Here is a 26,712-nt window from a genome sequence, read left to right on the forward strand (position 1 = left end):
CGGGACCCGCGCCGCCTACTCGGGGACAAGGAGTCCCGTGCGGAAACCTGAGCTGAACTATCCCGATGCCGAGCGGCTGGCCGGCGTCGAGCTTCTGCACGGCTACGAGGTGACCGATCCGTACCGCTGGCTGGAAGACGCCGGCGATCCGCGGACGCGGGCCTGGCAGGGGGCGCAGGACGAGCTCTGGTTCACCCAGGCCGCCGGTCTACCGGGCCGCTACCGCTTCCGGACCCGGGTCGCCGCACTCAGCGCCGTGGGCATCACCAGTACGCCGACCTGGCGCGGCAACCGGCAGTTCTTCCTCCGCAGAAGCGCCGGGCAGCAGCACCCGGTGCTGTATCAGGTCGATCCCGACGGTCCCGAGCGTCTGCTGATCGACCCTGCCCAGCAGGACCCCTCCGGGCGTACCACACTCGATCACTGGCAGCCGTCGCCGGACGGGCGCCTGCTCGCGTTCCAGCTGTCGCAGGGTGGCGAGCAATCCGTCCTGCGGGTGCTGGACGTCGACAGCGGCGAGATCGTCGACGGACCGATCGACCGCTGCCGCTACTCGCCGGTGGCCTGGCTCGCGGACGGAAAGAGCTTCTACTTCGTGCGCTCGCGCCGGTTGACCCTGCACCGGATCGGCCGGTCCGACGACGTGGAAGTCCTGCCCGACGAGGCGTCGTACGGGCTGGAGATCAGCGCGGACGGCCGGTGGCTGACCATCTCCGCTACCGTTGCCGATCGCAACGATATTTGGCTGGCCGATCTGAGCGGCCCGGACTTCGCCCCGGTGGTCGTGCAGCAGGGCCTCGATGCGCGCACCGCGGCCGCGGTCGGAGCCGACGGACGGCTCTACGTCGCCACCACTCTCGGTGCGCCGGCGGGCCGGATCTGCGTCGGTGATCCCCGGCAGCCCGGCGCCGAGCACTGGACAGAGCTGGTCGGCGAGGAGCCGGGCGCACCGGTCAGTCACCTGGCCCTGCTCGACGGGGTGCTCCTCGTCGGCCGGACCCGGCACGCTCTGAGCGAGCTGACGGCGTACGACCCGCTGACCGGTGAGCGCCTGCACGAGGTGGGGCTGCCGGGTCTTGGCACGGTCGGCGAGCTCAGCACCCGCCCGGACGGCGGCCACGAGGCGTGGTTCAGCTACACCGACAGCGTCACGCCGCCGTCCATCCACCGGTACGACGCCCGCACCGGACAGGTGACCCCATGGGCCGGTCAGGCCCGGTCCGTACCGGACGTCGAGGCGCGGCAGGTCACCTACCACTCCCGCGACGGTACGCCGATCCGGATGGTGGTGCTCGGCCGGCCGGGATCCGGCGGCCCGAGGCCCACGATCCTCTACGGGTACGGCGGCTTCGGGTTGTCCCTGACTCCCTCCTACTCCGCGTTCGCCCTGGCCTGGGTGGAGGCCGGCGGTTTGTTCGCCACGGCGAACCTGCGCGGCGGCGGCGAGCAGGGCGACGACTGGCACCGGGCCGGCGTCCTGGGTTCCAAGCAGACGGTCATCGACGACTTCCTCGCCGCTGCCGAGGCACTGGTCGCGGGCGGCTGGACAGCGCCAGACCGGCTTGGGATCTGTGGCGAGTCCAACGGGGGACTGCTGGTCGGCGCCGCGCTCACCCAGCGGCCCGAGCTGTTCGCGGCCGCGGTCTGCTCGGCGCCGGTGCTCGACATGGTCCGGTACCAACGCTCCGGTCTGGGGCACGCCTGGGTCGGCGAGTACGGGTCCGCGGACGACCCCGCGCAACTGGCGGCGCTGCTCAGCTACTCGCCGTACCACCGGGTCGCGCCGGTGGACTATCCGGCCGTGTTGCTGACCGTCTTCGGTGCCGACACCCGGGTGGATCCGCTGCACGCCCGCAAGATGTGTGCCGCCCTGCAACACGCCACCACCGGTGCGCGGCCGATCCTGCTGAGGTACGAAGCGGGCGCCGGCCACCTTCCGGACGGAGTGGACCGCGGCGTCGGCCTGGCCGCGGACCTGTTGGCCTTCCTGGCCTCGCACACCGGGCTGGACCCGTGATCACCTTCGGATCCGTGCTGCGCCACGGGCGTGGTCGACTCCCGGTGATCGGGACTGTCGCGCTGCTCGGCAGTTTGACCGTGCTCGCTCTGCCGACGGTGCTCGGACGGGCCGTCGACGCCGTCGTGGTCGATGGCGGCGTCGGCCGATGGGTGCTGATCGCCTGCTGTCTGATCGCGCTCGGCATCGTCTGCGACGTCGTCGAGGTGCTCGCGGGAACTGCGTGTGTCGCCGGGACCACCGCGTGGCTGCGTGACCGGCTGGTCCGCAAGGTCCTGGCGTCCGGACCGGCCGTGACCAGCAGGTTCTCCACCGGCGATCTGGTCACCCGGGTGTCGAGCAACGCCCACGACGCGGCTCAGGCCGGACCGGCAACAGTCACAGCGGTCGCCGCCGTGGTGCCGCCGGCCGGAAGTCTGGTCCTGCTGACCTTGATCGATCCCTGGCTCGCTGCCGCGTTCCTCGCCGGAGTCGTGCTGGTGATCGCGGTGCTGTGGGCGTTCACCCGCCGGACCGCCGAGATCAGCCTGACCTACCAGGAGATCCAGGGCAGGATCGCGGGAATGCTCACCGAGGCGCTGGCCGGCATCCGGACGATCGTGGCCGCCGGCACCACGAGGCGAGAAGAGCGCCGAATTCTGGGTCCCTTGCCGCAGTTGCACGAGCAAGGTCTGCGCACCTGGCGGGTCCTGGCCCGGTCCGGCGCGCAAGCTGCCGTGGCCGGTCCTGTGGTGCTGATCGCGGTTCTCGCGGTCGGTGGGATCCAGTTGGTGCGCGGCCGGATCACGCCGGGGGAGTACTTCGCCGCGGCCCAGTACGCCGTGATCGGCGCGGGGCTGGGCAGCCTGACCGGCGTACTGGGGGAGCTGGCCAGGGCACGGGCCGGGATCACCCGGGCAGCCGAGCTGACCGCTGCCGAACCTGTTGCCTATGGCACCCTTTCGTTGCCGCTCGGACCCGGCCGGCTGACCTTCGACGAGGTCGTCGTCCAGGCCGGCCAGGCCGTGCTGCTGGACCACGTCGACCTGGACCTGCCCGGCGGTGCGGCGGTTGCCGTCGTGGGCCCGAGCGGTGCGGGCAAGTCGGTGCTGGCGGCCGTCGCCGGCCGGTTGATCGACCCCGACTCCGGGCAGGTGCGGCTCGACGGGATGCCCCTGGGTGGCCTGAGCCGGGCGGCGCTGCGGTCCGCGGTGAAGTGCGCGTTCGAGCGGCCGGCGTTGGTCGGGGCGACGGTGGGAGAGGCGATCTCGGTCGGCGCCGTCCCGGCGGTGCCGCTGCTGCACGTGGCTCGCGCGACGCATGTGCACGACTTCGTCAGCCGGATGCCGAACGGCTACCGGACGCCGCTCGCCGATGCGCCGATGTCCGGTGGAGAGGCGCAGCGGCTCGGACTGGCCAGGGCCTGGACGGCCGGGCGCCTGCTGATCCTGGACGACGCGACCTCCAGCCTCGACACCGCCACTGAGCTGCAGATCAGCGAGACGCTGATGGGGGACCGGCAGCGGCGTACGCGGTTGATCGTCACTCACCGGGCGGCGACGGCTGCCCGCGCGGATCTCGTGGTTTGGCTGGACCGGGGCCGGGTCCGGGCCGTCGGCTCACATCAGGAGTTGTGGGCGGACGCCGATTACCGCGGGGTGTTCGGATGAGACGGGAGCTGAAGTTCGCGGTCACTGCCGTTCGCCGGCGGCCGGCTCTGCTGCTGGCGGCCTGGTCGGTGCCGGAGATCCTGCCGACCGCCTGCTACGGACTGGCGGTCGCGCATGCGGCCGACGCCTTCCTCGGCGGCCGGGTCGAGACAGGCTTGGCCTGGCTCGGCGGTCTGTTGACGGCCGCGGTGCTCGGCGCGGTCGGTGCGCGTCAGGTCTACCGGCGGCTCGGAGACCTGGTCGAACCGGTCCGTGACGACCTGGTCGGCAAGGTCGTGTCCGGTGCGCTCGGCAACGCTTGCGGCGACGGCGCCGTGGCCCGGCTGAACCGGCAGGTGGAGATCGTTCGTGACACCTTCGCCGGACTCGTCCTGGTCGTGCGGAGTTTCGTCGTGACGGTGGTCGGGGTGGTCACCGGCCTGCTGTCGTTGGCTCCACTGGTCGCGGCGCTCGTCGTACCGCCGTTCCTCGTCGGCTTCCTGCTGTCTTTCGGAGTGCTCGGCCTGGCGGCCGCTCGAGTCCGTGCGTCGCTGCGCGCCGACGAGGAACTCGCCACCTCGGCCGGGATGGTCTTCGGCGGTGTGCGGGACGTGAACGCCACCGGCGCGGAGGGATTCGCCGCCGGGCTCGTCGGCGTACCGATCGCCGCTCAGGCCGCGGCGGAGCGGTCACTGGCGAAGGTGGCCGCGCTGCGCACCCTGTGCTTCGCCGTCGGTGGCTGGCTTCCGCTGGTGGTGCTGCTCGCGGCTGCGCCTTGGCTCACCGACCGGGGCGTCTCCACCGGGACGCTGCTGGGCGGGATGACCTACGTGCTGCTCGGCCTGCAACCGGCGCTCAGCACGGTGATGTCCGCGCTCGGTGACAGCGGTCTGCGTTTCGTGGTGACGCTGGGCCGGGTCCTCGACATGAGTGAGGTCCCGGAGCGTCGACCGCTCGGCCGGATGCCGACCGGGCACCACGTCCGGCTGCGGAAAGTCGGGTTCGCCTATGGCCCGGGCGCGACGCCCGTGCTGCACGACCTGGACCTGGTGGTGGAGGAGACCGACCATCTGGCGGTTGTCGGTCCGAGCGGAATCGGCAAGTCGACGCTGGCCGGGCTGATCTGTGGACTGCTTCCGCCCACCGACGGCAAGGTGCTGCTCGGCGGCGTACCGCCCTCCGCTCTGCTGCCGACCGACCTGGCCGAGACGCGGGTCCTCATCCCGCAGGAGGCCTACGTCTTCACCGGCACGGTCCTCGAGAACCTCACCTACCTGCGGCCGGGCGCCACGCCGGCCCTGGTCCGTGCGGCGAGCGAAGCGGTCGGTGCTGCCGAGTTGGTGGACAGACTCGGTGGTCCGCAGGCTGTGGTCAGGCCGTCGGAGCTGTCGGCGGGGGAGCGGCAGTTGCTCGCCCTGGCTCGGGCCTACCTGTCGCCGGCACCGCTGGCCGTGCTGGACGAAGCGACCTGCCATCTGGACCCGGAGGCCGAGCGGATCGCCGAGGAGGCCTTCGCGCGAAGGCCCGGCAGCTTGATCGTGATCGCGCACCGGATCAGCTCGGCGCTGCGGGCGCCGCGCATTCTGGTGCTGGACGGCAGCCGCGCGGTGAGCGGCAGCCACCAGAGTCTGCTCGCGACCAGCCCTCTGTACGCCGACCTGGTCGGTCACTGGAACGGCCCGGGCGAGCGCCCCGAGCGGGTTCAGCAGCCGCCCGGCGGTCAGCGCCGGCCGGCCGACGGTCAGATCCAGCCGGCGTCCTGAGCCTTGCGAATCGCCTCGATCCGGCTCCTCGCGTCGGTCTTGCTGAGGATCCGGGACAAGTAGTTGCGCACGGTGCCGGCACTCAGGCACAGGGTCGCCGCCACGTCCTGCGCGGTGGCGCCCGTACCGATCAGCCGCAGGACCTCACACTCCCGGTCGGTCAACGGGTTGTCGTCGGCCCGCAGCACCGCCAGCGCCAGGCTGACATCGAAGACCGGCCGGCCTTCGGCGACGCCCCGGACGGCGTCGACCAGGTCGTCGGGTGACGCGTCGGTGGCGATCACGCCGACCTTCGGCGACTGCTTGACGACCGACAACGCCAGCGAGATCGACCCGCCCTCGTCGCGCTCGACCAGCATCAGCAGCGCGCGCCCGGCGAGCCGCGTGCACAGCTCGGCCACCCCCATCTCCCCGAGCAGCAGCGGATCGAGCACCACCACGTCCGCCCCGCTGACACCGAGCAGTTCGTCGGCGCGGTCGAACTCTCCGACAACGGTGAGATCTGGCTCCTTGCTGAGCACCACGGCCAGCGCACCTCGCACCAGCTTGCCGTGGTGCCCGATGACGACTCGGATCACCGGCTCCGCCCCCCTGGCGAATTGCATCGCTGATTCCGGGACCTGTCGGTGACGTAATGCGGCGAAATTCCCGGAATCGGTCACCGACAGTCTCCATCGCAACGCCGCCGATGTCATCAGCTCAAGTGATTGACGAGGGAAGACCTTCGTCGCCGGTCCGCCGCCGGAACCGGGCTCCGCCCGGGTCGCCGGGCGGAAATCGGTCAGCCCGAGGCGATCCGCGACACCGCGAACAGCAGGATCACCAGCACCGAGAAGACCCGGATCGCCCGCTGGCCACCGGTCACCACCGGCCAGGACAGGAAGCCCAGCCAGCTCAGCAGCAACGCGAGCAGGATCAGGGCGGGCACCGCGGCCGGCACCGGAGCGAAGACTCCGACCAGCGCCAGCACCAGCGTGATTCCCGGCAACGTCAACTTCGGCATCGCGTGCAGCTTCGCCACGAACGGATAACTGGCCTTCGTCACCCGCTGCCGAAGCGGACTCACCGGCTGACTGCTGGAGGAACTCATTTCCCTATTGTTCCAGCACCTCCGCCTTCGACGGAAAACTCTGTCCCCGGGCGCCGGCATCTCCTCTGCCGCCGGGCCGCCGTCGCGCCCGACGCGGTCCTGGACTGAGGTCTCGTCGCTCAGGCCTGTGGACAACCCGATCCGCGGTCGGCGCCGCGCGGATAGATTGCTGTCATGACCGGCTCTCTCTCCGTAACTGCCTTCCGCGCCGACCTGCCCGCCGTCCTGGCCAGATTCCGCGCGGGCAAGACGCGCGCGTTCAGCTTCGGCGACGGCGTGCCGGAGGCGGTCGTGCTGACGTACGACGAGTTCGAGGATCTGGGCGGGGAGGGGAAGTTCGCCGCCGCGGAGGAGGTGCTGGAGCCGGAGCTGCTCGCCGACCGGCTCGCTGAGCTGATGCGGGCGATCCGCGCCGGCCAAGGCGTTCCGGTCGTTTGGGGTGTGGCCGGCGAGCCCGAGGCGGTGGTGCTGTCCACCGCCGACTACCGCAAGCTCCGCGGAGACGACGAGCCGCCGCCGGGCGTTGTCGATGACCCGACCCGGCGCACGTACGTCACCGAGCCGCTGCCGGACAGCCGGGCGATGACCATGGACGAGATCGCCGCGGTGATGGGTCCGGAAGCGGTCGAGGAGCTGGCGAGGCTGCGCCGCGAGGACCGCGAAGCGCCGTGAGTGCTGAAGCCGGCGTCGGCTTTCCGGCACCCGGGCCTGGAGGAACCAGGTCGGTTGACGTCGAGCGCGCCCGACCGGCGTACGAAATCCTGCTCACACCGGACTTCGTGGCCGACCTGCGACGGCTGACGGTGGAGGACCGGCGGACGGGCTCGCACTTGCAGGTCACGGTGGTGGGTCTCGTGAAGGCGCTCGCCGAGGGCCGCACGGACGGTCACCACTGTCTGGGGTACGAGCCGGGCAAGGGGGATCTCCGCGACTGCGTCACCGCCTACGTACGTTCGGGCCGCGAGTCCAAGGCCGACTACCGGTTGGTGTTCCGCGAGATCGGCCCTGAATCCCCGGGCGGCAGTCCTCGACGCGAGCTGCTCGCGATCAGGCCGCGGCACGGAGCCGTCGACGCGTACGCGCACGTCTGCGCCCGGCTCAACCGGCATCCGTCCGACCGGCAACCTGGCTTGAACCGCTTCGGCGACCGTTCGCCCGGCGACCGCACCAACCAGCACCAGCGGCAGGCCGAGCTCGACACCAAGCGGGCGATTGCTCACGCCTGGGCGGGGCAAGTGCCGTTGGCTTCCTCTCGGCCGGTGCGGGGGACGGCCCAGCGGCCGCGGGCGCCGGGGCCTGGGATGGGGCGGTCGATCGGATCGCCGGGTGGGACGGGTTGGCCCGAGCGGGCGCCTTGAGCGGAGGGCGGCTGCGCGGATCGCGCGCCAAGGCGACCAAGGCGACCAAGGCGACCAAGGCGACCGCGGCGCACTGGGGGAGCGGCTCAACCGGGTGGCAGCCGGCGGAACGGCCGGGGCTTAGGGTGACGGGGTGTTCGTGGTGATCAGGTTCAAGGTGGGGGAGTCGGCTCAGGTGGAGTTCGCCGAGCGGCTGGCGGCGGCTGTGGAGGTGTTGTCGCGGCAGAAGGGGTTCGTCGCGGCGCGGACCGGGCGGAACGTGGACGACCCGGAGCTGCTCGCGTTGAGCATGGAGTGGGAGAACGTCGGCAGCTACCGGCGCGCGTTGTCGCCGTACGAGGTGAAGATGGTGGCGGTGCCGCTGCTGTCGCAGGCGGTCGACGAGCCGACGGCCTACGAGTCGCTGGAGCCCGCTCACCTGCCGTAGCAGGTACCTCGCGGATGCGACGTGGAGGACCCTGGGCCGTTAGCCTGGACCCTTCCGTACCACCACCTGTGTCTTTACTGGAGTCGAAAAGTGCCCGTGGATACCGTCGATGCCGTCGTCAGCCTCAGCAAGCGCCGGGGCTTCGTCTACCCGTGCGGCGAGATCTACGGCGGCACCCGGTCGGCGTGGGACTACGGACCGCTCGGTGTCGAGCTGAAGAACAACGTGCGCAACCAGTGGTGGCGCGCGATGGTGACCAGTCGCGACGACGTGGTCGGCCTGGACTCCTCGGTGATCCTGCCGACCAAGGTGTGGGAGGCCTCGGGGCACCTGTCGGAGTTCGTCGACCCGCTGACCGAGTGCCAGTCGTGCCACAAGCGGTTCCGTGACGACCACCTGCGCGAGGACTTCGCCCGGCGCAAGAACAAGGACGCCGACGAGGTCACGCTCGACGAGATCGCCTGCCCGAACTGCGGCAACAAGGGCACCTTCACCGAGCCGCGGATGTTCAACGGGCTGCTGAAGACCTACCTCGGCCCGGTCGAGTCCGAGGAAGGGCTGCACTACCTGCGCCCGGAGACCGCCCAGGGCATCTTCGTCAACTTCGCCAACGTGATGGGCACCGCGCGCAAGAAGCCGCCGTTCGGCATCGCGCAGGTCGGCAAGAGCTTCCGCAACGAGATCACCCCGGGCAACTTCATCTTCCGGACCCGGGAGTTCGAGCAGATGGAGATGGAGTTCTTCGTCGCGCCGGGCTCGGACGAGGACTGGCACGAGTACTGGCTGAAGACCCGCTGGGACTGGTACACCGGCCTCGGTCTCAACCCCGACAACATGCGCTTCTACGAGCACCCGAAGGAGAAGCTCAGCCACTACAGCAAGCGCACCGTCGACATCGAGTACAAGTTCAACTTCGGCGGCAAGGACTTCGACGAGCTCGAGGGCATCGCGAACCGGACCGACTTCGACCTGTCCACGCACAGCAAGCACTCCGGCGCCGACCTGTCCTACTTCGACCAGGAGAAGGGCGAGCGCTGGACGCCGTACGTGATCGAGCCGGCGGCCGGCCTGACCCGCAACGTGCTGGCGTTCCTGCTCGACGCCTACACCGAGGACGAGGCGCCGAACGCCAAGGGCGGCGTCGACAAGCGGACCGTGCTGCGCTTCGACCCGCGGCTCGCGCCGGTCAAGGCGGCCGTGCTGCCGCTGTCGCGCAACGCCGACCTGTCGCCGAAGGCCAAGGACCTGGCCGCCGAGCTGCGCCAGGCCTGGAACGTCGACTTCGACGACGCCGGCGCGATCGGCCGGCGCTACCGCCGCCAGGACGAGATCGGTACGCCGTACTGCATCACCGTCGACTTCGACACGCTCGAGGACCACGCGGTGACGATCCGCGAGCGCGATTCGATGAAGCAGGAGCGGGTCGCCCTGACCGAGGTGACCGGCTACCTGGCCCAGCGCCTGGTGGGTTGCTGAGGATGCGGTTCCGGATGGTGCTGGGGGCGGACCGCCGGCCGGTCGCGTACGCCGCCCGAGTGCTGGCGCTCGGCGCGGCCGCCGCGGCGCTGCTCGCCGGTTGCTCCGACGACCCGGCGCCCGACGCGGGCGGCACGCCGTCGCCGTCCGCTCCGGCGGGCTCCACCGGCGCGACCAGCGCGCCGATTCCCACCGCCTCCACTCCCTCGCTGACCCCGCTGCCGACGCCGTCGAAGCCGTGGCCGACGCCGAAGGTGACCGGTACGCCGGACGACGACGCCCCGCTGGCGAACCGGATCCGCTTCGCGATCGCCAAGCAGGTCCAGGTCGCCGCCGGCCGGGCCGCGACCACGAAGGTGACCTGCCCGGGCATCGACGACGCCGACCAGCCGGGCACGCACACGCTGACCTGCACGGTGACCTACGCGGGCGAGACCTTCACCGGTCAGCTCACCGTCGAGGCCAAGCAGTACAGCGCGACGTACAAGTTCACCTCGGAGTCGGTCGCGGTCGTGAAGCCGAAGGTCGTCGACGCCGTGCAGCGGGCGGCGTCGGGCGCCGCGAAGGTGACCTGCACAATGGATGACGTGACCGTCGTCAAGCACACCGCGCAGGGCATCGCCTGCGACGTGACCACCGTGGAGAACGCTGTCCAGCCGTACCGGGCGCGGATCTCCGGCAACGGCCAGGTCCTGGTGGCCAAGGCTTAGTTCATGTTGAAGCTCGGCAATCTCACCATCGACACCCCCGTCGTGCTCGCGCCGATGGCCGGGATCACCAACGCGGCGTACCGGCGGCTGTGCGCCGAGCAGGGCGCAGGGCTGTACGTCTGCGAGATGATCACCTCGCGCGGCATCGTCGAGGGCGACCAGAAGTCGCTCGACATGCTCACCTTCGACGAGCGCGAGACGGTCCGCTCGGTGCAGGTGTACGGCGTCGACCCGGTCTACATCGGGCGCGCGGTCGAGCTGCTGTGCTCCGAGTACGGCGTCGCGCACATCGACCTGAACTTCGGCTGCCCGGTCCCGAAGGTGACCCGCAAGGGCGGCGGGGCCGCGCTGCCGTGGAAGCGGAACCTGCTCGGCGCGATCCTGCAGTCGGCGGTCAAGGCGGCCACGCCGTACGACGTACCGGTGACGATGAAGACCCGGATCGGCATCGACAGCGACCACCAGACCTACCTGGACGCCGGGCGGATCGCCGAGGAGTCCGGCGCGGCCGCGATCGGGCTGCACGGGCGGACGGCGGCCCAGGCGTACTCGGGGCAGGCCGACTGGACGAAGATCGCCGAGCTGGTCGAGCACGTCAACATCCCGGTGCTCGGCAACGGCGACATCTGGGAGGCCTCCGACGCGCTCCGGATGGTCGAGCAGACCGGGTGCGCCGGGGTGATCGTGGGCCGGGGATGCCTCGGCCGGCCGTGGTTGTTCCGCGACCTCGCGGTGGCGTTCGCCGGCGGCGAGGCGCTGAACCTGCCGATGCTGGGTGAGGTCGCGACGGTGATGCGCCGGCACGGCGAGCTGCTCGCCGGGCTGATGGGGGAGCAGCGCGGACTGCGGGACTTCCGCAAGCACGTCCCGTGGTACCTGAAGGGCTTCCCGGCCGGCGGCGAACTGCGCGCCGCGCTCGGCATGGTCGACTCGCTGGACCGGCTGGACGAGTTGCTCGCCCAGCTCGACCCGTCCGCTCCGTTCCCCATCGCCGAGCTCGGCGCCCCGCGCGGCCGCCAGGGCTCACCCCGCGACCACGTCGTGCTCCCGCACGGCTGGCTCGACGACACCGACGGGCTCGGCACCGACATGGCCGACGCCGAGATCGGCGTCTCCGGCGGCTGACGTGTCTGGATTGCGCTCGGCTCAGCCGAAGCAGTCCTGGTTGTCCGCGGCCGGGGGAAGGTTCCGCTTGGGTGCCTAGGGCAACAAACTATCGAGCCTGGTCCCGGAGGTGCTCGAGCACCACGGGGTCCAGCCGGCCCGCAACCAGCCGCTCCTCGAAGTTCTCCGTGCCGGCCCACGCGTCGAGGGCGTCGGCGAGCGGCGCGGTGTAACCGAGCCGGCCGAGCAGTTCGGTGACCTCGTCGGCGAGTGCGCCCTCCAGCGGCAGCAGCTTCGCCGGGTCGGGCTTGCCGAAGTACAGCTCGTGCAGAGCGAGCAGCCGGCCAATTTCCTCAACGGGATTGCGGTGGTCGTCCACGCGCAGGTCGATCGCGATGTCCAGCACCCCGCCGTACGCCGCTCCGGCGCGCCACACCCGGAGCGCGGCGCTCTGACGGCCGCGCCGATCACCGCCCGCCCGGTCGCCGGCCGTCAGCGCCTCCAGCAGGCGACGCTCGAACGGTTCGCCGGCGCGGTCGCGCCAGGCGTCCGCCATCGCCTGTACGACGTCCGGGCCGGCCAGAATGTTGCCCTGGACAGCGAATCCGTCGCCGGCCTGACCGCCGGCCCACTCCATGCACTCGGGGCCGGTGAACGTCGCGCCGCGGCCGGCGGTGTCGACCACGCCGACCTGGCGGCTGTCGCGCCCCTCGTCGGAGCCGGTGAGCCGCGCGACCACTTCGTCGGCGGGCAGACCTGTCGCGAGCAGCTCGAGGCCTTCGGGACCGTAGGAGAGGTTTGCCGAGGCCTGGGTGGCGACCGCACCCGCACCGGCGCGCCCCCACGGGACCACGGCCCCGACCGCCAGGAACTTCGAAGCCACCGCGACACCCCACGACGCCGACTCCACGTCGTACGCCACGATCGAGAACGTCATCGTCCACTCCTTCTGTCGACTCACCGAACCTGACTCCTCAGGTCCAGCGCGGCCCCACTCGGCCCTCGGCAGTCTAGGCTCGCTCCATGGCGAGCACACCGGACGAGACGCGGGACGGGGTCGACCTGACCAACCTCGATCAGCCGCTGTTCGACGGCGCGGACGCGACCAAGCGGGACCTGGTCGACTACCTCGACGCGGTGCACGAGCGGATCCTGCCGGAGTTGCGCGAGCGGCCGCTGACCGTGAAGCGGGTCCGGCCGCGGCAGCAGCCGTTCATGCAGAAGAACGTGCCCAAGTACACGCCCGAGTGGGTGAAGACGGTGACGCTGTGGGCCGAGGCGTCCAAGCGCGAGGTGTCGTACGCGCTGTGCGACGACCGGCGGACCCTGCTGTGGTTCGCGAACCAGCGCGCCGTCGAGTACCACCCGACCCTGATGCGCGCCGGCCGTTGGGACCGCGTCACCCATCTGGTGCTCGACCTCGACCCGCCGGAGGGGGAGACGTTCCGGATGGCGGTGCAGGCGGCTCACCTGGTCCGGCAGGCGCTGACCGACTCAGGGCTCGCGGGGGCGGTGAAGACCAGCGGCGCGAAGGGCGTGCACGTCTACGTCCCGATCGACGACCAGGTCTCGATCGAGGACGCCGCCGCGGCGACCCGCGCGATCGCGGCGCGGGCCGAGCGGATCGACCCGGCCGTCGCCACCACGGCGTACATCAAGGAGGACCGGGGCGGCAAGGTTTTCGTCGACTCGACCCGGTCCGGCGGCGCGACCGTCGTCGCGGCGTACAGCCCGCGGATTCGCCCCGGTACGCCGGTCTCGTTTCCGGTCGGCTGGGACGAACTCGACAGCGTCTCCCCGCGCGACTTCACCATCCGCAGTACGCCGGGCCTGCTGGCGACCGCCGACCACTGGGCCGGCGAACTCCCGGCGCCGCAGTCCCTGCCCGAGGACCTGCTCGACGAGGGCCGCGCGATCCCGATCGCCCGCGTCGTCGCGATGCACGAAGGCAAACGCCGGGCCCGCGCCCGCCGCGACGCCGAGGAGAAGGGCTGACCGGCGTCTGCTGCGGGCCGGTCAGTTCTCCGGGCTGGTGGTGAGGTCCAGGGCGCGGTGACGGACGTCCTCGTCCGGGTGGTTGCGCAGGGCAACTAGCGCGTCCCGCCAGGCGGCGTTCCAGCCGGTGCGGGAGCCGGCGGCGGTCAGCAGGGCGTGGGTGATGAGGCCGTCGGTGAGGCTCGGGCTGGTCGACAGGGTCGTGGCGACGGGGAGCAGGTCGTCCGGTGTCCAGTGGGCTTCGGTTCTGGCCAGGTGACCGGCGATCAGGTCGGCCGCGGCGGCCGCGGCCAGGGGACGGTTGCCGAGGCCGGCGCTGATGGTCGCGAGGTCTTCGGCGAGGTGGGCAGGGCGGAGCGCCGTGGTGAGCAGCTTCAAGCAGAGGTGCAGGTACGGCGGATCCGTGAGCTCGTCGGCGATCGCGCGAAGGACCTGGCGGTCCTCCACAGACCGAGCGCTCAACGCCGCCGCCACGCGCTGGACGACGGTGGTCAGACGTTGCCGCGCGGGGTGGTCGCGGTCGGGCAGCGCGTTCGGGACCTGTGGGTTGTTCTCCAGCCGCACCAGCAGCCGGACGGCTCCGGCCAGCTCGTCGATGCCGCGTCCGGCGGCGACCATGGCCACCAGCGCGGTGGTGGCGTCGTTCCAGTTGCGGGAGGTCAGGTCGGTGACGAAGGCGGCGGTGACCGGCGCGGCCGCCGGGTTCCAGCCGGCCCAGCGGTGCAGAGACAGCAGGGCGAGGCGCACGACCTCAGGCTCGGGGCGGTTGGTCACTGCGATGAGCAAGTCGGCGTAGCGGAACCGGTACTTCGCCGCCAGCCCGTACGGCGTCCGCTGGGTCAGCACCGTCGCGGTGGCCGCGCTGTCGTGGACCGCCTGCTGCAGCAACGCCCAGCTGGCCGGCTCGTGCAGCAGGTACTGCGAGGCCGCGCTGGTGATCGCCGCGCGCACGTCGCGATGGGCGTCGACCCAAGCCTCGGCCAGTACGCCGGCCGCGCCCGGTGCGCGGAGCTCGCCGAGCAGGCGGGCGGCTTCCTTGCGGGAGGTGACCTTCGCCCCCTCGCCGGCCAGCACCGGATGCAGGAGTCCGGCCAGCGTGCTCGGCCGGACGAACCGTGCCGCTCGGCGCGCCGCGTAGATGGCGACTCGGGCGCGGTCGTCGCCGGCGTGGGCGAGCAAAGCCGGGAGGGCGAGTTGCGGCTGGTCGCTCCAGGAGAGCGCCCGGAGCGCGGCCTCTCGCAAGTTCACGTTCGGACTGGTCAGGAACGGCTCGACCGCCGTACGGCCGATGCCGGGCAGGCGGCCGAGCATCAGGACGGCTTCGATACGGGTCCAGTCGGGGACCTTCGGGTGGTCGACCACGCCGGCGACGACTTCGGCGTACCGGCGGTGCTGGCGGGGCAGCCAGCGGCGCAGAGCGGTCTCGCCGACTCGCCAGGGCGCGTGGTTGCGTTCGAACAGACCGCTCCGGGCGGGATCAGCGAGAACGACGTCGAGCAGATCGGTGCGGACCTCGGTGACGGCGGCCCAGACCGCGTCCCACTGGACCATGGCGAGGTCGCGCGCGATGATCCTGCCGACCCGCTCGGCCCGCGTTCGGTCCGGGGCGAGCCAGTGGTACGCCGCGGTGCCGACGGTGAACTCCTGGTTGGACCAGAGCGCGACTTCGAGCAGGCCGTGCAAATGCTCGTTGTCCCAGCCGCGGCGGCCGAACGCGTCCGCGACGGCGAACAGCAGCTTGAACTCCGACCGCTCGGCCGCGCTCTCCAGGTACGGACGCAGGGCGGCGTAGATCGCGCTCTCCCGGCCGCGCGGCAGTCCGTCGACGATGCCGTCGAGGTCGACCGTTCCGCGGTTCTCGGTGATCGCGGCGTGGGCGCGCAGGCCCCAGTCGAGCAACGCGGACTGGTTGCGCTGGGCCCCTTGATGGACGGCGCAGCGGGCGATCTCGGTGAGTGCGGCCCGGCTTGGCCAGGAGGTGTCGGGCGCTTCGAGCGCATCGGCGAGCAGGGTCTGCAGTGGTTCGACGAGTTCGTCACTCAGCACCGATGGAGGAAGCTCGGACGCCGCGGTGAGCACGGACTGGCGGACCGGGTCGCGATCGTTGCGGACCCGAGCGGCCCAAGAGAGCGAGTGCTGGACCGGTGCCGACGCGCGCGTCCGGCCCGCTGCCGAGACGACAGCGCGGTAGACCGCGGCTCGGTCGGCTGCTTCGGGCCGGTTGATCTCGGGCCCGAGCAGGGCGAAGGCTTCGTCGTACGGCAGGTACGAGCTGACGTCCCAGCGGCGGTGCAGGTCGGCGGCGATGCTCGGCACGGCGAGCATGCGGCGCGCTTGCTCGGTGCGCGTGGCCCGGGGGAGAACGTCGAGGAGATCGCCGGAGAGCGCGCTCTGGGACAGGTCGACGTCGCTGGTCACCAAGGTGAAAACACTGGCCCGGCGAGACGGCGGAAGGTCGCGCAGGAGCCCGCTCAGGGCGCTACCGATCGGGCCGGTCCACTGAGCGGGCCGCGAACCCGACCCGCCGTGACCGCTCGCAGCGCCGTCCCACAGGAGCCGGCCGAGTGCTGCCAGTTCTTCGTCGGAGTACCGATGAAGGCGGCGCCGGAACGCCGGAGTGAGCGCTCTCCGGAGTGATCTCGCCCGGTCAGGCGCGAGCAGCAGGGCCAGCACGCCGGCCGGATCGACGTCCGTCAGCCGGCCGAGGACGGTGACCACGGCCCACGGAAGCTCGTCGGCGGGCAGCGCGCTCTTGATCAGGCCCAGGACCCGCGTGGCATCGTGGTCGAGCGCCGCGGTGACCCCGTGGCCCACGCCCTGCCACCACTCGTCGCGATCGGAGCCGGTGGGCAGTGTTTCGGTCGCGTACGCCAGAACGACCTCGGGGTGGCGCCGGGTCAGCCGCTGCCACTGACCGGGCGAAAGGCAGTAGGCCAGCTCCGGCAGCAGGCGCCGTACGGTCTCGTCGTCGGTGCTGTCGAGCAGCGCTGCGGCGTACTGGTCTCCCCAGCGGTCCCGCTGCTCGTCGATCAGCCGGGCGGCGAGAAGCCGGCGTCCGGTCCGGCGGATCACCTGCAGGAGTTTCGGGCGGAGCGCGGCGGGAGCGTCGTCGTGCAGGATCCGCAGGTCGTCGTCCGAGACGGCGGGCGCGCCCGATCTGCTCCAGCGACCGACCGCGGCCAGCGCGCGAGCTTGGACCGACGGATCGCGGTCTCGCAGCAGCGCCGCGACGTACGCCGTACTGCCGGTTATCTGCGCGATCTGCAGCCCGATCACCTTCTGGTCGGCAGGTCCGTCGCCCAGTTCGGCGAGCAGTGCGGTCAGGTCGGCGGTGCCTCGGAGCCGAAGCGCATCCCGCGCGATGGTCCGCGCGCGGTCGGCATACGGGAGGTGGTCGATCGACCGAAGCAGATCAGCGGCTCGCATGGGCCCATCCTGCCGACCGCCGGTGTCAGCTCGGCCAGGGGTCGCCGAACTCGGTGTTGCGGGCGGCGCGATAGAGCGGGCCTTGGCGTTTGGAGACGATCTCCTCGCGCAGCTCGCCGTCGCCGGTGCACAGCCGCAGGGAGACCAGGCCCTTGCGTTGCTGGGGATGGCGGACGACCCGGTTGGCGGCCTGGGTCTGCAGCGTCGGGCTGGTGACGACGTACGAGAACTTCTCGTCCTCGAAGCCGAGTTCGGCGCCCTTGGTCCGGCGGTGGACGGCGCTGCGGTTGACGCGGCTGGTGAAGTGGCACCAGTCGCGGCCGCGGGGGATCGGGCAGGTCAGGTTGTGCGGGCAGGGGGCGATCACGCGGTGTCCGGCGGCGATCAGCTGGTCGCGGGCGGCGACGATGCGCTCGTAGCCACCGGGGGTGCCCGGTTCGATCAGAGCGACCAGACCCTGTTGGGTGGCGAGCTGAGCGACGAGATCCTGCTGCTGGGCGGTGGACAGCTCGCTGAGCACGTAGGAAACGGTGACGAGGTCCGCGGACGCGAAGGTGGTCTGGTCCAGGCGGCCGGTGGTCCAGGTCGCGTCGCGGACCGCGAGGGACTCTGCGTTCAGTGCGAGTTTCTTGCCAAGGGCAATTGCCTCGGGGACCTGCTCCAGCACGGTGGCGGCACTCAGCGAGGGCCAGACGTCGGTCGCCGCCCAGAGTGCGGCACCGGTGCCGCCGCCGATGTCGAGCTGCCGCGCCGGGGTGAAGTCGGGCAGCTGCAGGGAGACTTGCTCGAGCGCCGAACGGACCGCGGCGAAGGTCGCCGGCATCCGGTACGCCGAGTACGTGATCACGTCGGCGGGGGTCGCCATGATCGGGGTGGTCGCGGCTTGTTCCTCGCGGTAGCGGGTGCTCAGGCGCTGGAACGTGGCGGTGAGCTGGGCGCCGGGAACGCTGCTCAGCGCCGCGTCGAGCGCGGTCCGCAGATCCTGCGGCAGGTCAGCCATCGTCCGTCCTTCGTTTGCACCGGCAACCGCGAATCCTAGTGCGTCGAAGATGGAAGTACGGACAACGGCCGGCGGGAGGAAGAGACAACAACAGGCCGTCAGGACTTCGCGACGGCAGTCTGTCAGGACTTGGCGGGAAGAGACGCCTGCATCAGCAGCACCGCGGCCTCGCGAGCGTGCCGGGCCGGCTCAGCGGACCCGGAGATGGCCGACGTGGTGATCGCGCCTTCGCTGAGCAGGATCAGATGGTCGGCCAACTGCTGGGGATCGGGCGCACCGGCCGCCTCGGCGAGCTCGGTCAGCGCCTGGCGGAAACCGGCCTTGTGCTCCTGGGCCAGCTCGGCGACGCGCGGCGAGACCGCGCCGAGCTCACCGAAGGAGTTGATGAACGCGCAGCCCCGGAAGTCGCGCTGGGTGAACCAGGTGTGCAGGAACTCGAAGACCGCCAGGATCCGTTCGCGCGGGTCGGTCGCCGCGTCGACGTGCTCGGCGAGCATGTCCTTCCACTGCTGGTCGCGCTGGTGCAGGTACGCCTCGATCAGCGCGTCCTTGGACGGGAACAGCTGGTAGAGCCGCTTCAGCGAGACCCCGGACGCCGTCCGGATCGCGTCCATGCCGACGGACTGCACGCCGCGCTCGTAGAACAGCGCGTCGGCCGCGTCCAGCACCTGCCGCTGTGCGGTCGCCGTGTCGATCGCCATCGTGTTCAGCCTCCACCGTCTCGCTGCCGGCGACCACCTCGTCGAGAGCGCGGTCGCGAGTGATCCAGGACACCCCGCTTGCGCGGAGAACCAACGTTCTCTAGAGTAGCGGACATCCGGAGAGAACGCCCGTTCTCACCGCTTCGATCTTCTGGAGGAGAGTCCGATGACCGTCCTGGAGCCCGCCGCCCAAGCCTTCGCCGACGCGACCGCGTTGCCCCCGTTCCTGTTCCAGCTCGACCCGGCCGACGGCCGCAAGCTGGTCGACGAGGTGCAGACCACCGACTACCCGAAGCTGCCGATCGACGAGCAGTGGATCACCGCGGCCGACGGCACCAAGGCGCGGATCGTGAAGCCGGCCGGTACGACGGGCGAGCTGCCCGTCATCCTCTACATCCACGGCGCCGGCTGGGTCTTCGGCAACGCGCACACCCACGACCGCCTGGTCCGCGAGCTGGCCGTCGGTGCCGGTGCCGCGGTCGTCTTCCCCGAGTACGACCTGTCGCCCGAGGTCCGGTACCCGCACGCGATCGAGCAGGCCTACGCGGTCGCCCGCTGGATCGTTGCCGAAGGCAAGAGCGAAGGCTTGGACGCGACCCGGCTGGCGATCGCCGGCGACTCGGTCGGTGGCAACCTGACCGCCGCCGTGACGCTGCTGGCCAAGGAGCGCGGCGACCTGACCTTCAAGCAGCAGGTGCTGTTCTACCCGGTCACCGACGCGTCGTTCGACACCGCGTCGTACCACGAGTTCGCGGAGGGCTACTTCCTGCAGCGCGAGGGCATGAAGTGGTTCTGGGACCAGTACACCCAGGACGAGAACGAGCGCAACCAGATCACCGCGTCACCGCTGCGCGCGACGACCGAGCAGCTGGCCGGTCTGCCGACCGCGCTGGTGATCACCGGTGAGGCCGACGTGCTGCGCGACGAGGGTGAGGCGTACGCCGCGAAGCTGCGCGAGGCCGGCGTCGCCGTCACCGCCGTGCGCTTCGGCGGGATCATCCACGACTTCGTGATGCTCGACGCGCTGCGCGACACCCACGCCGCCACCGCGGCGATCGAGCTGGCGGTCCGCACGCTCCGCGATGCCCTGGCCTGACCGGCCGGGTCAGGCCGCGGAGCCGGTGGAGAGATCGGGCAGCGCGGCGGCGGTCCGCAGTTCGGCGAAGACCCCGGCGAGTTTCGGCAACGTGTAGTGCGCGTTCAGGCCGCTGGGGTTCGGCAGGACCCAGACCCGGGTGGAGCCGATCGTGCGGTCCTGGCGGCCGATCGTGGCCTTCGGCAACGAAAAGGCGTCCCGGTACGCCGTGATGCCGACCACCGCCAGCCACTCGGGCTCGAACTCCAGCACCTTGCGGACCAGGTTCTCCCCGCCGGCCCGGAACTCGGCCTTGCTGAGCTCGTCGGCCCGCGCGGACGGCCGGTCGACGACGTTGGTGATCCCAAGGCCCAGCTCGAGGATCTCGCCCTGTTCGGCCGGCTTCAGCAGCCGTGGCGTGAAGCCGGCCAGGTGCAGGGCCGGCCAGAACCGGTTGCCGGGCCGGGCGAAGTGGTGACCGGTCGCGGCGGACACCAGCCCGGGGTTGATGCCGCAGAACAGGACCCGAAGGCCGGGCTTGATCAGATCGCCGAGCGGCTGCATGCGGCCCACTCTATTTCGTCAACCTAGGGTTGACGCGAGGGTGGTCGTCAACCTAAGGTTGACGCATGACTCCCGGACCTGATCTCCAGCAGCTCATCGACACCATCCGCCACGACGCCGGCACCGACGACGTCCTCCAGCAACTCGCGACCGCCTCCAGCACGATCTCCGACCTGACCGCCACCTCCGACGCCGCGCTCGGCTACTTCGTCGACCGGGCCCGCGGCGCCGGCAAGTCCTGGGTCGAGATCAGCTCGGTGCTCGGCGTCAGCAAGCAGGCCGCGCACAAGCGGTTCGCCGACTCCTGGCCGGTCAAGCTCGACCTCGAACGCTTCACGCTGCGCACCAAGGTGGTCATCCAGGCCGCCTCGGGCATCGCTCGCGAGCGCGGTCAGGGCTTCGTCGGCACCGAGCACCTGCTGCTCGGACTGTTCACCGAGCCGCAGTCGGTCGCCACCCTCGTGATGATCGAGGCCGGCCTCACCGAGGACGCCGTACTGGCGGCGATCGACGCCGAGGCCCCGCCGACCGCTGCCGGCGACGCGGCAACGGCGGACGAGCTCCCGATGACCCCGCGCGCCTCGCACGTCATCGGCTACGCGACCGAGGAGGCGCTGCTGCTGGGCCACAACTACATCGGCACCGAGCATCTGCTGCTCGCCTTCTACAACTACCCGGGCGGCATCGCGGCCAAGGTGCTGAACCAGCTCGGCCTGTCCGAGCAGGCCGCCCGCGACGGCGTGCGGGCCGCGCTGGAGGCGCTGACGAAGGGCAAGTAGCTTTGGCCTCGTGCCTGACTGGACCGCGAGACTGACGCACCTGGCCGCCAAGTACGACGTACCGGGCGCGGTGCTCGGCCTGTGGGTCGACGGCGAGCAGACCATCGCGCCGTACGGGGTGCTGAACCGGCGGACCGGTGTCGAGACGACGGCCGACTCGGTCTTCCAGATCGGCTCGGTGACCAAGCCCTGGACGGCGACGATGATCGTCCAGCTGGCCGCCGAGGGCCGGCTGGCGCTGGACGACGCGGTGGTCAAGCTGTTGCCGGAGGCATCGATCGATCCGCGGATCACGGTCCGGCAGCTGCTCACCCACACCAGCGGGATCGACGGCGACGTGTTCACCGACACCGGACGCGGTGACGACTGCGTCGAGCGGTACGTCGAACTGCTGGCCGACGTACCGCAGCTGTTCGACCCCGGTACGGCGTACTCGTACTGCAACGCCGGATTCGTCCTGCTCGGGCGGATCGTGGAGGTGCTCGACGGCCGGACCTGGGACGAATCGCTCCGGGCCCGGCTGGTCGAGCCGCTCGGGCTGACCGCGACGACAACGCTGCCGGAGGAGGCGATCCTGCACCGCGCGGCAGTCGGGCACCTGGCCAGCGACGGCTCCGTGGTCTCGACCTGGCAACTGCCGCGCAGCATCGGCCCGGCCGGGTTGATCGCCGCCACGGCCGAGGACCTGCTGAAGTTCGCGCAACTGCACCTCGACGAGTACGCCGAGATGCGCGAGCCGCAGGTCACCTACCCGGGCGGGACCGGCGGACTGGCCGAGATCGGGCTGGCCTGGCGGTTGTACGACTGGTCGGGCCGCCGCCTGTTCGGGCATGACGGCATGACGATCTCGCAGCTCGCGTTCCTCCGGATCGACCCGGAGGCGAGGATCGCGTTCTGCCTGCTGACCAACTCGGGCAACGCGCCGGCACTGTTCGAGGAGTTGGCGACCGAGGTCTTCACGCACCTCACCGGGGTCGGTGTGCCTGCCGCGCCGCAGCCGGCGGACGCGGCGGTGCCTGCCGACCAGCATCTCGGGCGCTACGGGCGGGCCAGCGCGGCGATCGAAGTGCTGCGGCGGGACGGCAAGCTGCTGCTCACCTACCAGGCGACGGGGGACCGGCTGGCGTTCGCCGAGGAGCCGGTACAGGACTTCGAGCTGCTGCCGACCGAGCCGCTGGACGGCGATCACTTCGTCACCCGGGAGTCCGAGGGTCAGCCCTGGACGCCGATCACGTTCCGGCCGACGTACTTGTTCACCTCCGGCCGCGTGACGCCACGGGTGGATCGGGGATGAGCCTGCGGCCGGTCGACCTCGCGCGGCGGGTCGGAGTGTCGACCCAGCTGATCCGGAACTACGAGGCGGCCGGCGTGCTGCCCGAGGCGCCACGCACCGAGAGCGGCTACCGCCAGTACGACGAACAGCACCTCGCCGCGTTGCTGACCTACCGCGCTCTGGCGCCGGGCTTCGGTGCCGAGAGCGCGCAGCTGATCATGCGCGCGGTGCACGACGGGGACGTAGAACTGGCACTCCGGGTGATCGACCAGTGTCACGCGGAGCTGCACGAGCAACGACGGGCCACGGACACCGCGAGCGAGGCGCTGGGCGCGGCGGCCGAGCAGTTCCTCGACGGCCAACCGGTGGCAGGTCCGCCGCTGCGGGTCGGCGAGCTGGCTCATCAGCTGGGCATCAGGACGTCGGCACTGCGCGTGTGGGAAGCCGCCGGGTTGCTCACTCCGGCACGCGAACGCGGCACGAACTACCGCCGCTACCAGCCGGCCCAGGTGCGGGACGCGCGGATCATCCACATGCTGCGCCAGGGCCGCTACAGCTTCGACCAGATCCGGCCGGTGCTGGAGGGACTTCGGCGTACCGGCAGCACCGAGGCGCTCCGGGCCGCCGTCGCCGAGCGCAGGGCGGCGCACGACCGGCGAACCAGGGCGATGCTGCACGGCGCGGCACTGCTGGACGGGTACCTGAACCGATAACCGCGGGTGTTTGTTGGGGTGAGCGAGCTAACGTCGTCAGGGTGACTAGTGCACCTGCTGACCTTCCCCGGAAGGCGGGCGAGCTTCGCGCCGCCGGTTACCTTCCCCGCACCATCAAAGCCGAGATCCGCGACAACCTGCTGACCAAGCTGCGCGCCGGCGACGACCCGTGGCCCGGCATCGTCGGGTTCTCCCGAACCGTGATTCCCCAGCTCGAGCGGGCGCTGTTCGCCGGGCACGACGTCGTCCTGCTCGGTGAGCGCGGCCAGGGCAAGACCCGCCTGCTGCGCACGCTGATCGGGCTGCTCGACGAATGGACGCCGGTGATCGAGGGAGCGGAGCTGCCCGAGCACCCGCTCGACCCGATCACGCCCGCCTCCCGGCGCCGGGCCGCCGAGCTCGGCGACGACCTCCCGGTCGCCTGGCTGCACCGCGACCTGCGGTACGCCGAGAAGCTCGCGACGCCCGACACGTCGGTCGGTGACCTGATCGGCGACGTCGACCCGGTCAAGGTCGCCGAGGGCCGCAGCCTGGGTGACCCCGAGACGATCCACTTCGGACTGGTGCCGCGGGCGCACCGCGGCATCGTCGCGATCAACGAGCTGCCCGACCTGGCCGAGCGGATCCAGGTCGCGCTGCTGAACGTGATGGAAGAGCGCGACATCCAGGTCCGCGGCTACACGCTGCGGCTGCCGCTCGACGTGTTGCTGGTGGCAACGGCCAACCCGGAGGACTACACCAACCGCGGCCGGATCATCACGCCGCTGAAGGACCGCTTCGGCGCCGAGGTCCGGACCCACTACCCGCTGGACGTGGACGCCGAGGTGGACGTCGTGCGGCAGGAGGCCGAGCTGACCGCCGAGGTCGGCGAGCCGCTGCTGGAGGTGCTGGCGCGGTTCGTCCGGCATCTGCGGGAGTCGACGGCGATCGACCAGCGCTCGGGTGTGTCCGCGCGGTTCGCGGTGGCGGCGGCCGAGACGGTCGCGGCCGCGGCGCTGCGGCGCAGCGCGATCACCGGCGAGGAGCCGGCCGTCGCTCGACCGGTCGACCTCGAGGCCGTGCCCGCCGTACTGCGGGGCAAGCTGGAGTTCGAGCCTGGTGAGGAAGGGCGCGAGACCGAGCTGCTGGAGTACCTGCTGCGCCGGTCCGTTGCCGACACCGCGCGCGAGCGGTTCGCCGGGCTGGACCTGACGCCGCTGGCCAACGCGGTTGCCGAGGGCCACTTGGTGACGACCGGTGAGCGGATTCCCGGGCGCGACGTGCTGTCGGCGTTGCCCGAGCTGCCGGTGCTGCACGACGTCGCGGCGCGGGCGGACGTCGAGGCCGACGACTCGCCGGGCCGGATCGCGGCCGCGGTCGAGCTGGCGCTGGAGGCGCTGTACCTGTCGAAACGACTGGCCAAGGACGCCGACGACGACACCACGGTCTACGGGGTCTGACGTGAGACCGGTAAGCCCGGAAGGAGGGCTGAGATGACCGCTGCGATTCCCGAAGGCTGGTCGTACGGGCCCTGGCACGAAGGGCCGGATCCGCTGGCGCCGCCGGTGGATCTGCGGGACGCGCTGGACGAGCTCGGCCGGGACGTGATGGCCGGGTCGTCGCCGCGGTCGGCGCTGGAGGAGCTGCTGCGGCGCGGCACGCGGAACACGCAGGGCCTCGACGACCTCACCCGCCGGCTGTGGGAGCGCCGCCGCGAGATCCAGTCCCGGCACAACCTCGAAGGCACGCTGCGCGACGTCCAGCGGCTGCTCGACGAAGCGCTGGAGGCCGAGCGACACGACCTGTTCCCGAACCCGTCCGACGACGCCCGGTTCCGCGAAGCGCAGCTCGACGCACTGCCGTCCGGTACGGCGGCCGCCGTACGGGAGCTGGCCGAGTACGACTGGCAGTCGCCGCAGGCCCGGCAGAAGTACGAGGAGATCCGCGAGCTGCTCGGCAAGGAGCTGCTCGGGTCGCGGTTCGAGGGCATGAAGGAGGCGTTGCAGAACACCACGCCGGAGGACGTCGCGCGGGTCAACGAGATGCTCGCCGACCTGAACGCCCTGCTCGCCGCGCACGCGCAGGGCCGGCCGGACGTGGACCAGCTGTTCGAGCAGTTCATGGCCAAGCACGGCGAGTTCTTCCCGGAGAACCCCCGCACGGTCGACGAGCTGATCGACGCGCTGGCCCGGCGGGCGGCCGCGGCGCAACGGATGATGAACTCGATGACGCCGGAGCAGCGGGCCGAGCTGGCTCAGCTCTCGCAGCAGGCGTTCGGGAGTCCTGAGCTGTCACAGCAGCTGTCCCAGCTCGACGCGCAACTGCAGGCGCTCCGACCGGGCGAGGACTGGTACTCGGGTGAGCGGATGAGCGGCGACGACCCGCTCGGTCTCGCCGAGGGCGCGCAGGCGATGAACGACTTGGCCGAGCTGGACGCGCTGGCCGAGCAGCTCTCGCAGTCGTATCCGGGGGCCCGGCTGGAGGACATCGACCTCGACGCACTGACCAGGCAACTCGGCGACGAGGCGACGGTCGACGCGCGCCGGCTGAGCGAGCTGGAACGCGAGCTGCGCAACCAGGGTCTGCTGGAGCGCGCTCCGGACGGATCGTTGCGGTTGTCGCCGAAGGCGCTGCGGCAACTCGGGCAGACCGCGCTGGCCGACGTACTGCGGACCGCGCGTGGGCAGTCGGGCGAGCGGGAGTCGGCGTCGGCCGGGGCCGCGGGGGAGTTGAGTGGTTCGACCCGGCCGTGGCAGTTCGGCGACACCCAGTCGTGGGACGTGCCGCGGACGATTCGCAACGCCGTCCTGCGAACGGCCGGCGAGCCCATCGCGGCGAAAACCGGCGGACGGGCTGACGGCCGGGTGAAGCTCGACGTCGCCGATGTCGAGATCGCCGAGACCGAGCACCGGGCCCGGGCGGCGGTGGCGTTGCTGGTGGACACCTCCTGGTCGATGGTCCAGGAGAACCGCTGGCTCCCGATGAAGCGGACGGCGCTCGCGCTGCACCAGCTCATCTCGACCCGCTACCGCAACGACGCCCTCCAGCTGATCACCTTCGGCCGGTACGCCTCGGTGGTGGAGCTGCCGCAGCTGATCGGACTGGAAGGCACCTGGGAGCAGGGCACCAACGCACACCACGCGCTGCTGCTCGCCGGCCGGCACCTGCGCCGGCACCCGGACGCCCAGCCCGTCGTCCTGATGGTGACCGACGGCGAACCGACGGCCCACCTGGAGCCCGACGGTACGGCGGAGTTCTCCTACCCGCCGGAGCCGGCGACGCTGCGCAAGACGATCTTCGAGGTCGACCGGCTGGCCAAGCTCGGTGCCTCGCTGACCGTTTTCCGGCTCGGCGACGATCCGCGGCTGGAGGCGTTCGTGGATCTGCTCGCCCGGCGCAGTGGTGGGCGGGTCCTGGCGCCCGACGCCGACGGTCTCGGCGCGGCCGTGGTCGGCGACTACCTGAGGACGCGTCGCAAGCTCTGACCCGCTGGACCCCAAGAAGCAGGGTGTGTACCCATCTCGAAGGTGGGTGACACCCTGCTTCGGCGTTTCGACGGAAAAGTCACCCGATGTCCTGCGTTGTCAACGTGGCAAGGGTTTTCCGCCAAGGCTCGTGTGGGCAGCATCACGAT

The 26,712-nt window shown here is 71.2% G+C and carries 23 protein-coding genes; 16 read left to right on the forward strand and 7 right to left on the reverse strand.

The window, feature by feature from the left end:
• The first annotated feature begins 37 nt into the window (after positions 1-37).
• Genes ACQPXM_RS14070 through ACQPXM_RS14080 form a run of 3 tightly spaced genes read left to right on the forward strand, consistent with a single transcriptional unit; the run spans position 38 to position 5,408 of the window.
• Positions 38-2,017, forward strand: coding sequence for a prolyl oligopeptidase family serine peptidase (locus ACQPXM_RS14070; RefSeq protein ID WP_432948564.1), 1,980 nt, complete (start codon positions 38-40; stop codon positions 2,015-2,017).
• A complete protein-coding gene (locus tag ACQPXM_RS14075; protein ID WP_432948566.1) occupies positions 2,014-3,666 on the forward strand; it encodes an ABC transporter ATP-binding protein in 1,653 nt (550 codons plus the stop codon). The genes ACQPXM_RS14070 and ACQPXM_RS14075 overlap by 4 nt, the downstream gene beginning before the upstream one ends.
• A complete protein-coding gene (locus tag ACQPXM_RS14080) occupies positions 3,663-5,408 on the forward strand; it encodes an ATP-binding cassette domain-containing protein (RefSeq protein ID WP_432948568.1) in 1,746 nt (581 codons plus the stop codon). The genes ACQPXM_RS14075 and ACQPXM_RS14080 overlap by 4 nt, the downstream gene beginning before the upstream one ends.
• Here the strand turns inward: ACQPXM_RS14080 and ACQPXM_RS14085 are convergent.
• Positions 5,387-6,013, reverse strand: a complete 627-nt coding sequence (locus ACQPXM_RS14085; protein WP_432948570.1) for a LuxR C-terminal-related transcriptional regulator — start codon at positions 6,011-6,013, stop codon at positions 5,387-5,389. The two genes, ACQPXM_RS14080 and ACQPXM_RS14085, sit on opposite strands and share 22 nt — an antisense overlap.
• A gap of 176 nt (positions 6,014-6,189) precedes the next feature.
• On the reverse strand, positions 6,190-6,498 hold the full coding sequence (locus tag ACQPXM_RS14090; protein WP_432948572.1) for a DUF6703 family protein: 309 nt from the start codon (positions 6,496-6,498) through the stop codon (positions 6,190-6,192).
• Between the two features lie 174 nt (positions 6,499-6,672).
• Here ACQPXM_RS14090 and ACQPXM_RS14095 point away from each other — a divergent pair, with 174 nt between their 5' ends.
• From ACQPXM_RS14095 to dusB, 6 genes are all read left to right on the forward strand, one after another.
• Positions 6,673-7,170: a hypothetical protein gene (locus tag ACQPXM_RS14095; RefSeq protein WP_432948574.1), complete on the forward strand. Its 498-nt coding sequence runs from the start codon at positions 6,673-6,675 to the stop codon at positions 7,168-7,170.
• Positions 7,167-7,856 carry a hypothetical protein gene (locus ACQPXM_RS14100; RefSeq protein WP_432948576.1) on the forward strand — a complete coding sequence of 230 codons (690 nt, stop codon included), beginning with the start codon at positions 7,167-7,169 and terminating at the stop codon, positions 7,854-7,856. The genes ACQPXM_RS14095 and ACQPXM_RS14100 overlap by 4 nt, the downstream gene beginning before the upstream one ends.
• Positions 7,857-7,989: 133 nt before the next feature.
• Complete coding sequence (locus ACQPXM_RS14105; RefSeq protein ID WP_432948578.1) at positions 7,990-8,283, forward strand: antibiotic biosynthesis monooxygenase family protein; 294 nt, start codon at positions 7,990-7,992, stop codon at positions 8,281-8,283.
• Between the two features lie 90 nt (positions 8,284-8,373).
• Positions 8,374-9,759, forward strand: coding sequence for a glycine--tRNA ligase (locus ACQPXM_RS14110; RefSeq protein WP_432948580.1), 1,386 nt, complete (start codon positions 8,374-8,376; stop codon positions 9,757-9,759).
• A 14-nt stretch (positions 9,760-9,773) separates the two neighbouring features.
• Positions 9,774-10,469, forward strand: coding sequence for a hypothetical protein (locus ACQPXM_RS14115; RefSeq protein ID WP_432948582.1), 696 nt, complete (start codon positions 9,774-9,776; stop codon positions 10,467-10,469).
• Between the two features lie 3 nt (positions 10,470-10,472).
• A complete protein-coding gene (gene dusB, locus ACQPXM_RS14120; protein ID WP_432948584.1) occupies positions 10,473-11,594 on the forward strand; it encodes a tRNA dihydrouridine synthase DusB in 1,122 nt (373 codons plus the stop codon).
• Positions 11,595-11,682: 88 nt separating this feature from the next.
• Here dusB and ACQPXM_RS14125 read toward each other — a convergent pair whose 3' ends face one another.
• Positions 11,683-12,510, reverse strand: a complete 828-nt coding sequence (locus tag ACQPXM_RS14125) for a DUF1028 domain-containing protein (RefSeq protein WP_432948586.1) — start codon at positions 12,508-12,510, stop codon at positions 11,683-11,685.
• Positions 12,511-12,596: 86 nt separating this feature from the next.
• Here ACQPXM_RS14125 and ligD point away from each other — a divergent pair, with 86 nt between their 5' ends.
• The gene (ligD, locus tag ACQPXM_RS14130; protein ID WP_432948587.1) at positions 12,597-13,568 is read left to right on the forward strand and encodes a non-homologous end-joining DNA ligase; all 972 of its coding nucleotides are present in this window, start codon (positions 12,597-12,599) and stop codon (positions 13,566-13,568) included.
• Between the two features lie 21 nt (positions 13,569-13,589).
• Here ligD and ACQPXM_RS14135 read toward each other — a convergent pair whose 3' ends face one another.
• The 3 genes from ACQPXM_RS14135 to ACQPXM_RS14145 all read right to left on the reverse strand — a co-directional run bounded on the left by ACQPXM_RS14135 (position 13,590) and on the right by ACQPXM_RS14145 (position 18,695).
• The gene (locus ACQPXM_RS14135; protein ID WP_432948589.1) at positions 13,590-16,994 is read right to left on the reverse strand and encodes a hypothetical protein; all 3,405 of its coding nucleotides are present in this window, start codon (positions 16,992-16,994) and stop codon (positions 13,590-13,592) included.
• 25 nt (positions 16,995-17,019) lie between these two features.
• Positions 17,020-17,994, reverse strand: coding sequence for a small ribosomal subunit Rsm22 family protein (locus ACQPXM_RS14140; RefSeq protein WP_432948591.1), 975 nt, complete (start codon positions 17,992-17,994; stop codon positions 17,020-17,022).
• 122 nt (positions 17,995-18,116) lie between these two features.
• Positions 18,117-18,695 carry a TetR/AcrR family transcriptional regulator gene (locus ACQPXM_RS14145; RefSeq protein WP_432948593.1) on the reverse strand — a complete coding sequence of 193 codons (579 nt, stop codon included), beginning with the start codon at positions 18,693-18,695 and terminating at the stop codon, positions 18,117-18,119.
• A gap of 166 nt (positions 18,696-18,861) precedes the next feature.
• Here ACQPXM_RS14145 and ACQPXM_RS14150 point away from each other — a divergent pair, with 166 nt between their 5' ends.
• A complete protein-coding gene (locus ACQPXM_RS14150; protein WP_432948594.1) occupies positions 18,862-19,791 on the forward strand; it encodes an alpha/beta hydrolase in 930 nt (309 codons plus the stop codon).
• A gap of 9 nt (positions 19,792-19,800) precedes the next feature.
• Here ACQPXM_RS14150 and mug read toward each other — a convergent pair whose 3' ends face one another.
• The gene (gene mug, locus ACQPXM_RS14155) at positions 19,801-20,334 is read right to left on the reverse strand and encodes a G/U mismatch-specific DNA glycosylase (protein ID WP_432948596.1); all 534 of its coding nucleotides are present in this window, start codon (positions 20,332-20,334) and stop codon (positions 19,801-19,803) included.
• Positions 20,335-20,399: 65 nt separating this feature from the next.
• Between mug and ACQPXM_RS14160 the strand changes: the two genes are divergently transcribed.
• From ACQPXM_RS14160 to ACQPXM_RS14180, 5 genes are read left to right on the forward strand one after another with little or no spacing between them, the layout of a single operon-like run.
• Positions 20,400-21,113 carry a Clp protease N-terminal domain-containing protein gene (locus tag ACQPXM_RS14160; protein ID WP_432948598.1) on the forward strand — a complete coding sequence of 238 codons (714 nt, stop codon included), beginning with the start codon at positions 20,400-20,402 and terminating at the stop codon, positions 21,111-21,113.
• A gap of 10 nt (positions 21,114-21,123) precedes the next feature.
• Positions 21,124-22,407 carry a serine hydrolase domain-containing protein gene (locus ACQPXM_RS14165; protein WP_432948600.1) on the forward strand — a complete coding sequence of 428 codons (1,284 nt, stop codon included), beginning with the start codon at positions 21,124-21,126 and terminating at the stop codon, positions 22,405-22,407.
• Positions 22,404-23,099: a MerR family transcriptional regulator gene (locus ACQPXM_RS14170; protein WP_432948602.1), complete on the forward strand. Its 696-nt coding sequence runs from the start codon at positions 22,404-22,406 to the stop codon at positions 23,097-23,099. The genes ACQPXM_RS14165 and ACQPXM_RS14170 overlap by 4 nt, the downstream gene beginning before the upstream one ends.
• 41 nt (positions 23,100-23,140) lie before the next feature.
• Entirely contained in the window at positions 23,141-24,538 is a 1,398-nt protein-coding gene (locus ACQPXM_RS14175; RefSeq protein WP_432948604.1) for an ATP-binding protein, read from the forward strand.
• A gap of 33 nt (positions 24,539-24,571) precedes the next feature.
• Positions 24,572-26,563 carry a vWA domain-containing protein gene (locus ACQPXM_RS14180; RefSeq protein WP_432948606.1) on the forward strand — a complete coding sequence of 664 codons (1,992 nt, stop codon included), beginning with the start codon at positions 24,572-24,574 and terminating at the stop codon, positions 26,561-26,563.
• Positions 26,564-26,712: the final 149 nt, after the last annotated feature.

Origin of the sequence: Kribbella sp. CA-253562 (assembly GCF_050942265.1) — a bacterium.
Taxonomy (GTDB): Bacteria; Actinomycetota; Actinomycetes; order Propionibacteriales; family Kribbellaceae; genus Kribbella.

Excerpts from the sequence above, each read along its gene's own strand:
- ACQPXM_RS14080 (WP_432948568.1), top strand. The coding sequence starts at position 3,663 with ATGAGACGGGAGCTGAAGTTCGCGGTCACTGCCGTTCGCCGGCGGCCG.
- ACQPXM_RS14085 (WP_432948570.1), bottom strand. The coding sequence starts at position 6,013 with ATGCAATTCGCCAGGGGGGCGGAGCCGGTGATCCGAGTCGTCATCGGG.
- ACQPXM_RS14090 (WP_432948572.1), bottom strand. The coding sequence starts at position 6,498 with ATGAGTTCCTCCAGCAGTCAGCCGGTGAGTCCGCTTCGGCAGCGGGTG.
- ACQPXM_RS14095 (WP_432948574.1), top strand. The coding sequence starts at position 6,673 with ATGACCGGCTCTCTCTCCGTAACTGCCTTCCGCGCCGACCTGCCCGCC.
- ACQPXM_RS14115 (WP_432948582.1), top strand. The coding sequence starts at position 9,774 with ATGGTGCTGGGGGCGGACCGCCGGCCGGTCGCGTACGCCGCCCGAGTG.
- dusB (WP_432948584.1), top strand. The coding sequence starts at position 10,473 with ATGTTGAAGCTCGGCAATCTCACCATCGACACCCCCGTCGTGCTCGCG.
- ACQPXM_RS14125 (WP_432948586.1), bottom strand. The coding sequence starts at position 12,510 with ATGACGTTCTCGATCGTGGCGTACGACGTGGAGTCGGCGTCGTGGGGT.
- ligD (WP_432948587.1), top strand. The coding sequence starts at position 12,597 with ATGGCGAGCACACCGGACGAGACGCGGGACGGGGTCGACCTGACCAAC.
- ACQPXM_RS14135 (WP_432948589.1), bottom strand. The coding sequence starts at position 16,994 with ATGCGAGCCGCTGATCTGCTTCGGTCGATCGACCACCTCCCGTATGCC.
- ACQPXM_RS14140 (WP_432948591.1), bottom strand. The coding sequence starts at position 17,994 with ATGGCTGACCTGCCGCAGGATCTGCGGACCGCGCTCGACGCGGCGCTG.
- ACQPXM_RS14145 (WP_432948593.1), bottom strand. The coding sequence starts at position 18,695 with ATGGCGATCGACACGGCGACCGCACAGCGGCAGGTGCTGGACGCGGCC.
- ACQPXM_RS14150 (WP_432948594.1), top strand. The coding sequence starts at position 18,862 with ATGACCGTCCTGGAGCCCGCCGCCCAAGCCTTCGCCGACGCGACCGCG.
- mug (WP_432948596.1), bottom strand. The coding sequence starts at position 20,334 with ATGCAGCCGCTCGGCGATCTGATCAAGCCCGGCCTTCGGGTCCTGTTC.
- ACQPXM_RS14160 (WP_432948598.1), top strand. The coding sequence starts at position 20,400 with ATGACTCCCGGACCTGATCTCCAGCAGCTCATCGACACCATCCGCCAC.
- ACQPXM_RS14170 (WP_432948602.1), top strand. The coding sequence starts at position 22,404 with ATGAGCCTGCGGCCGGTCGACCTCGCGCGGCGGGTCGGAGTGTCGACC.
- ACQPXM_RS14180 (WP_432948606.1), top strand. The coding sequence starts at position 24,572 with ATGACCGCTGCGATTCCCGAAGGCTGGTCGTACGGGCCCTGGCACGAA.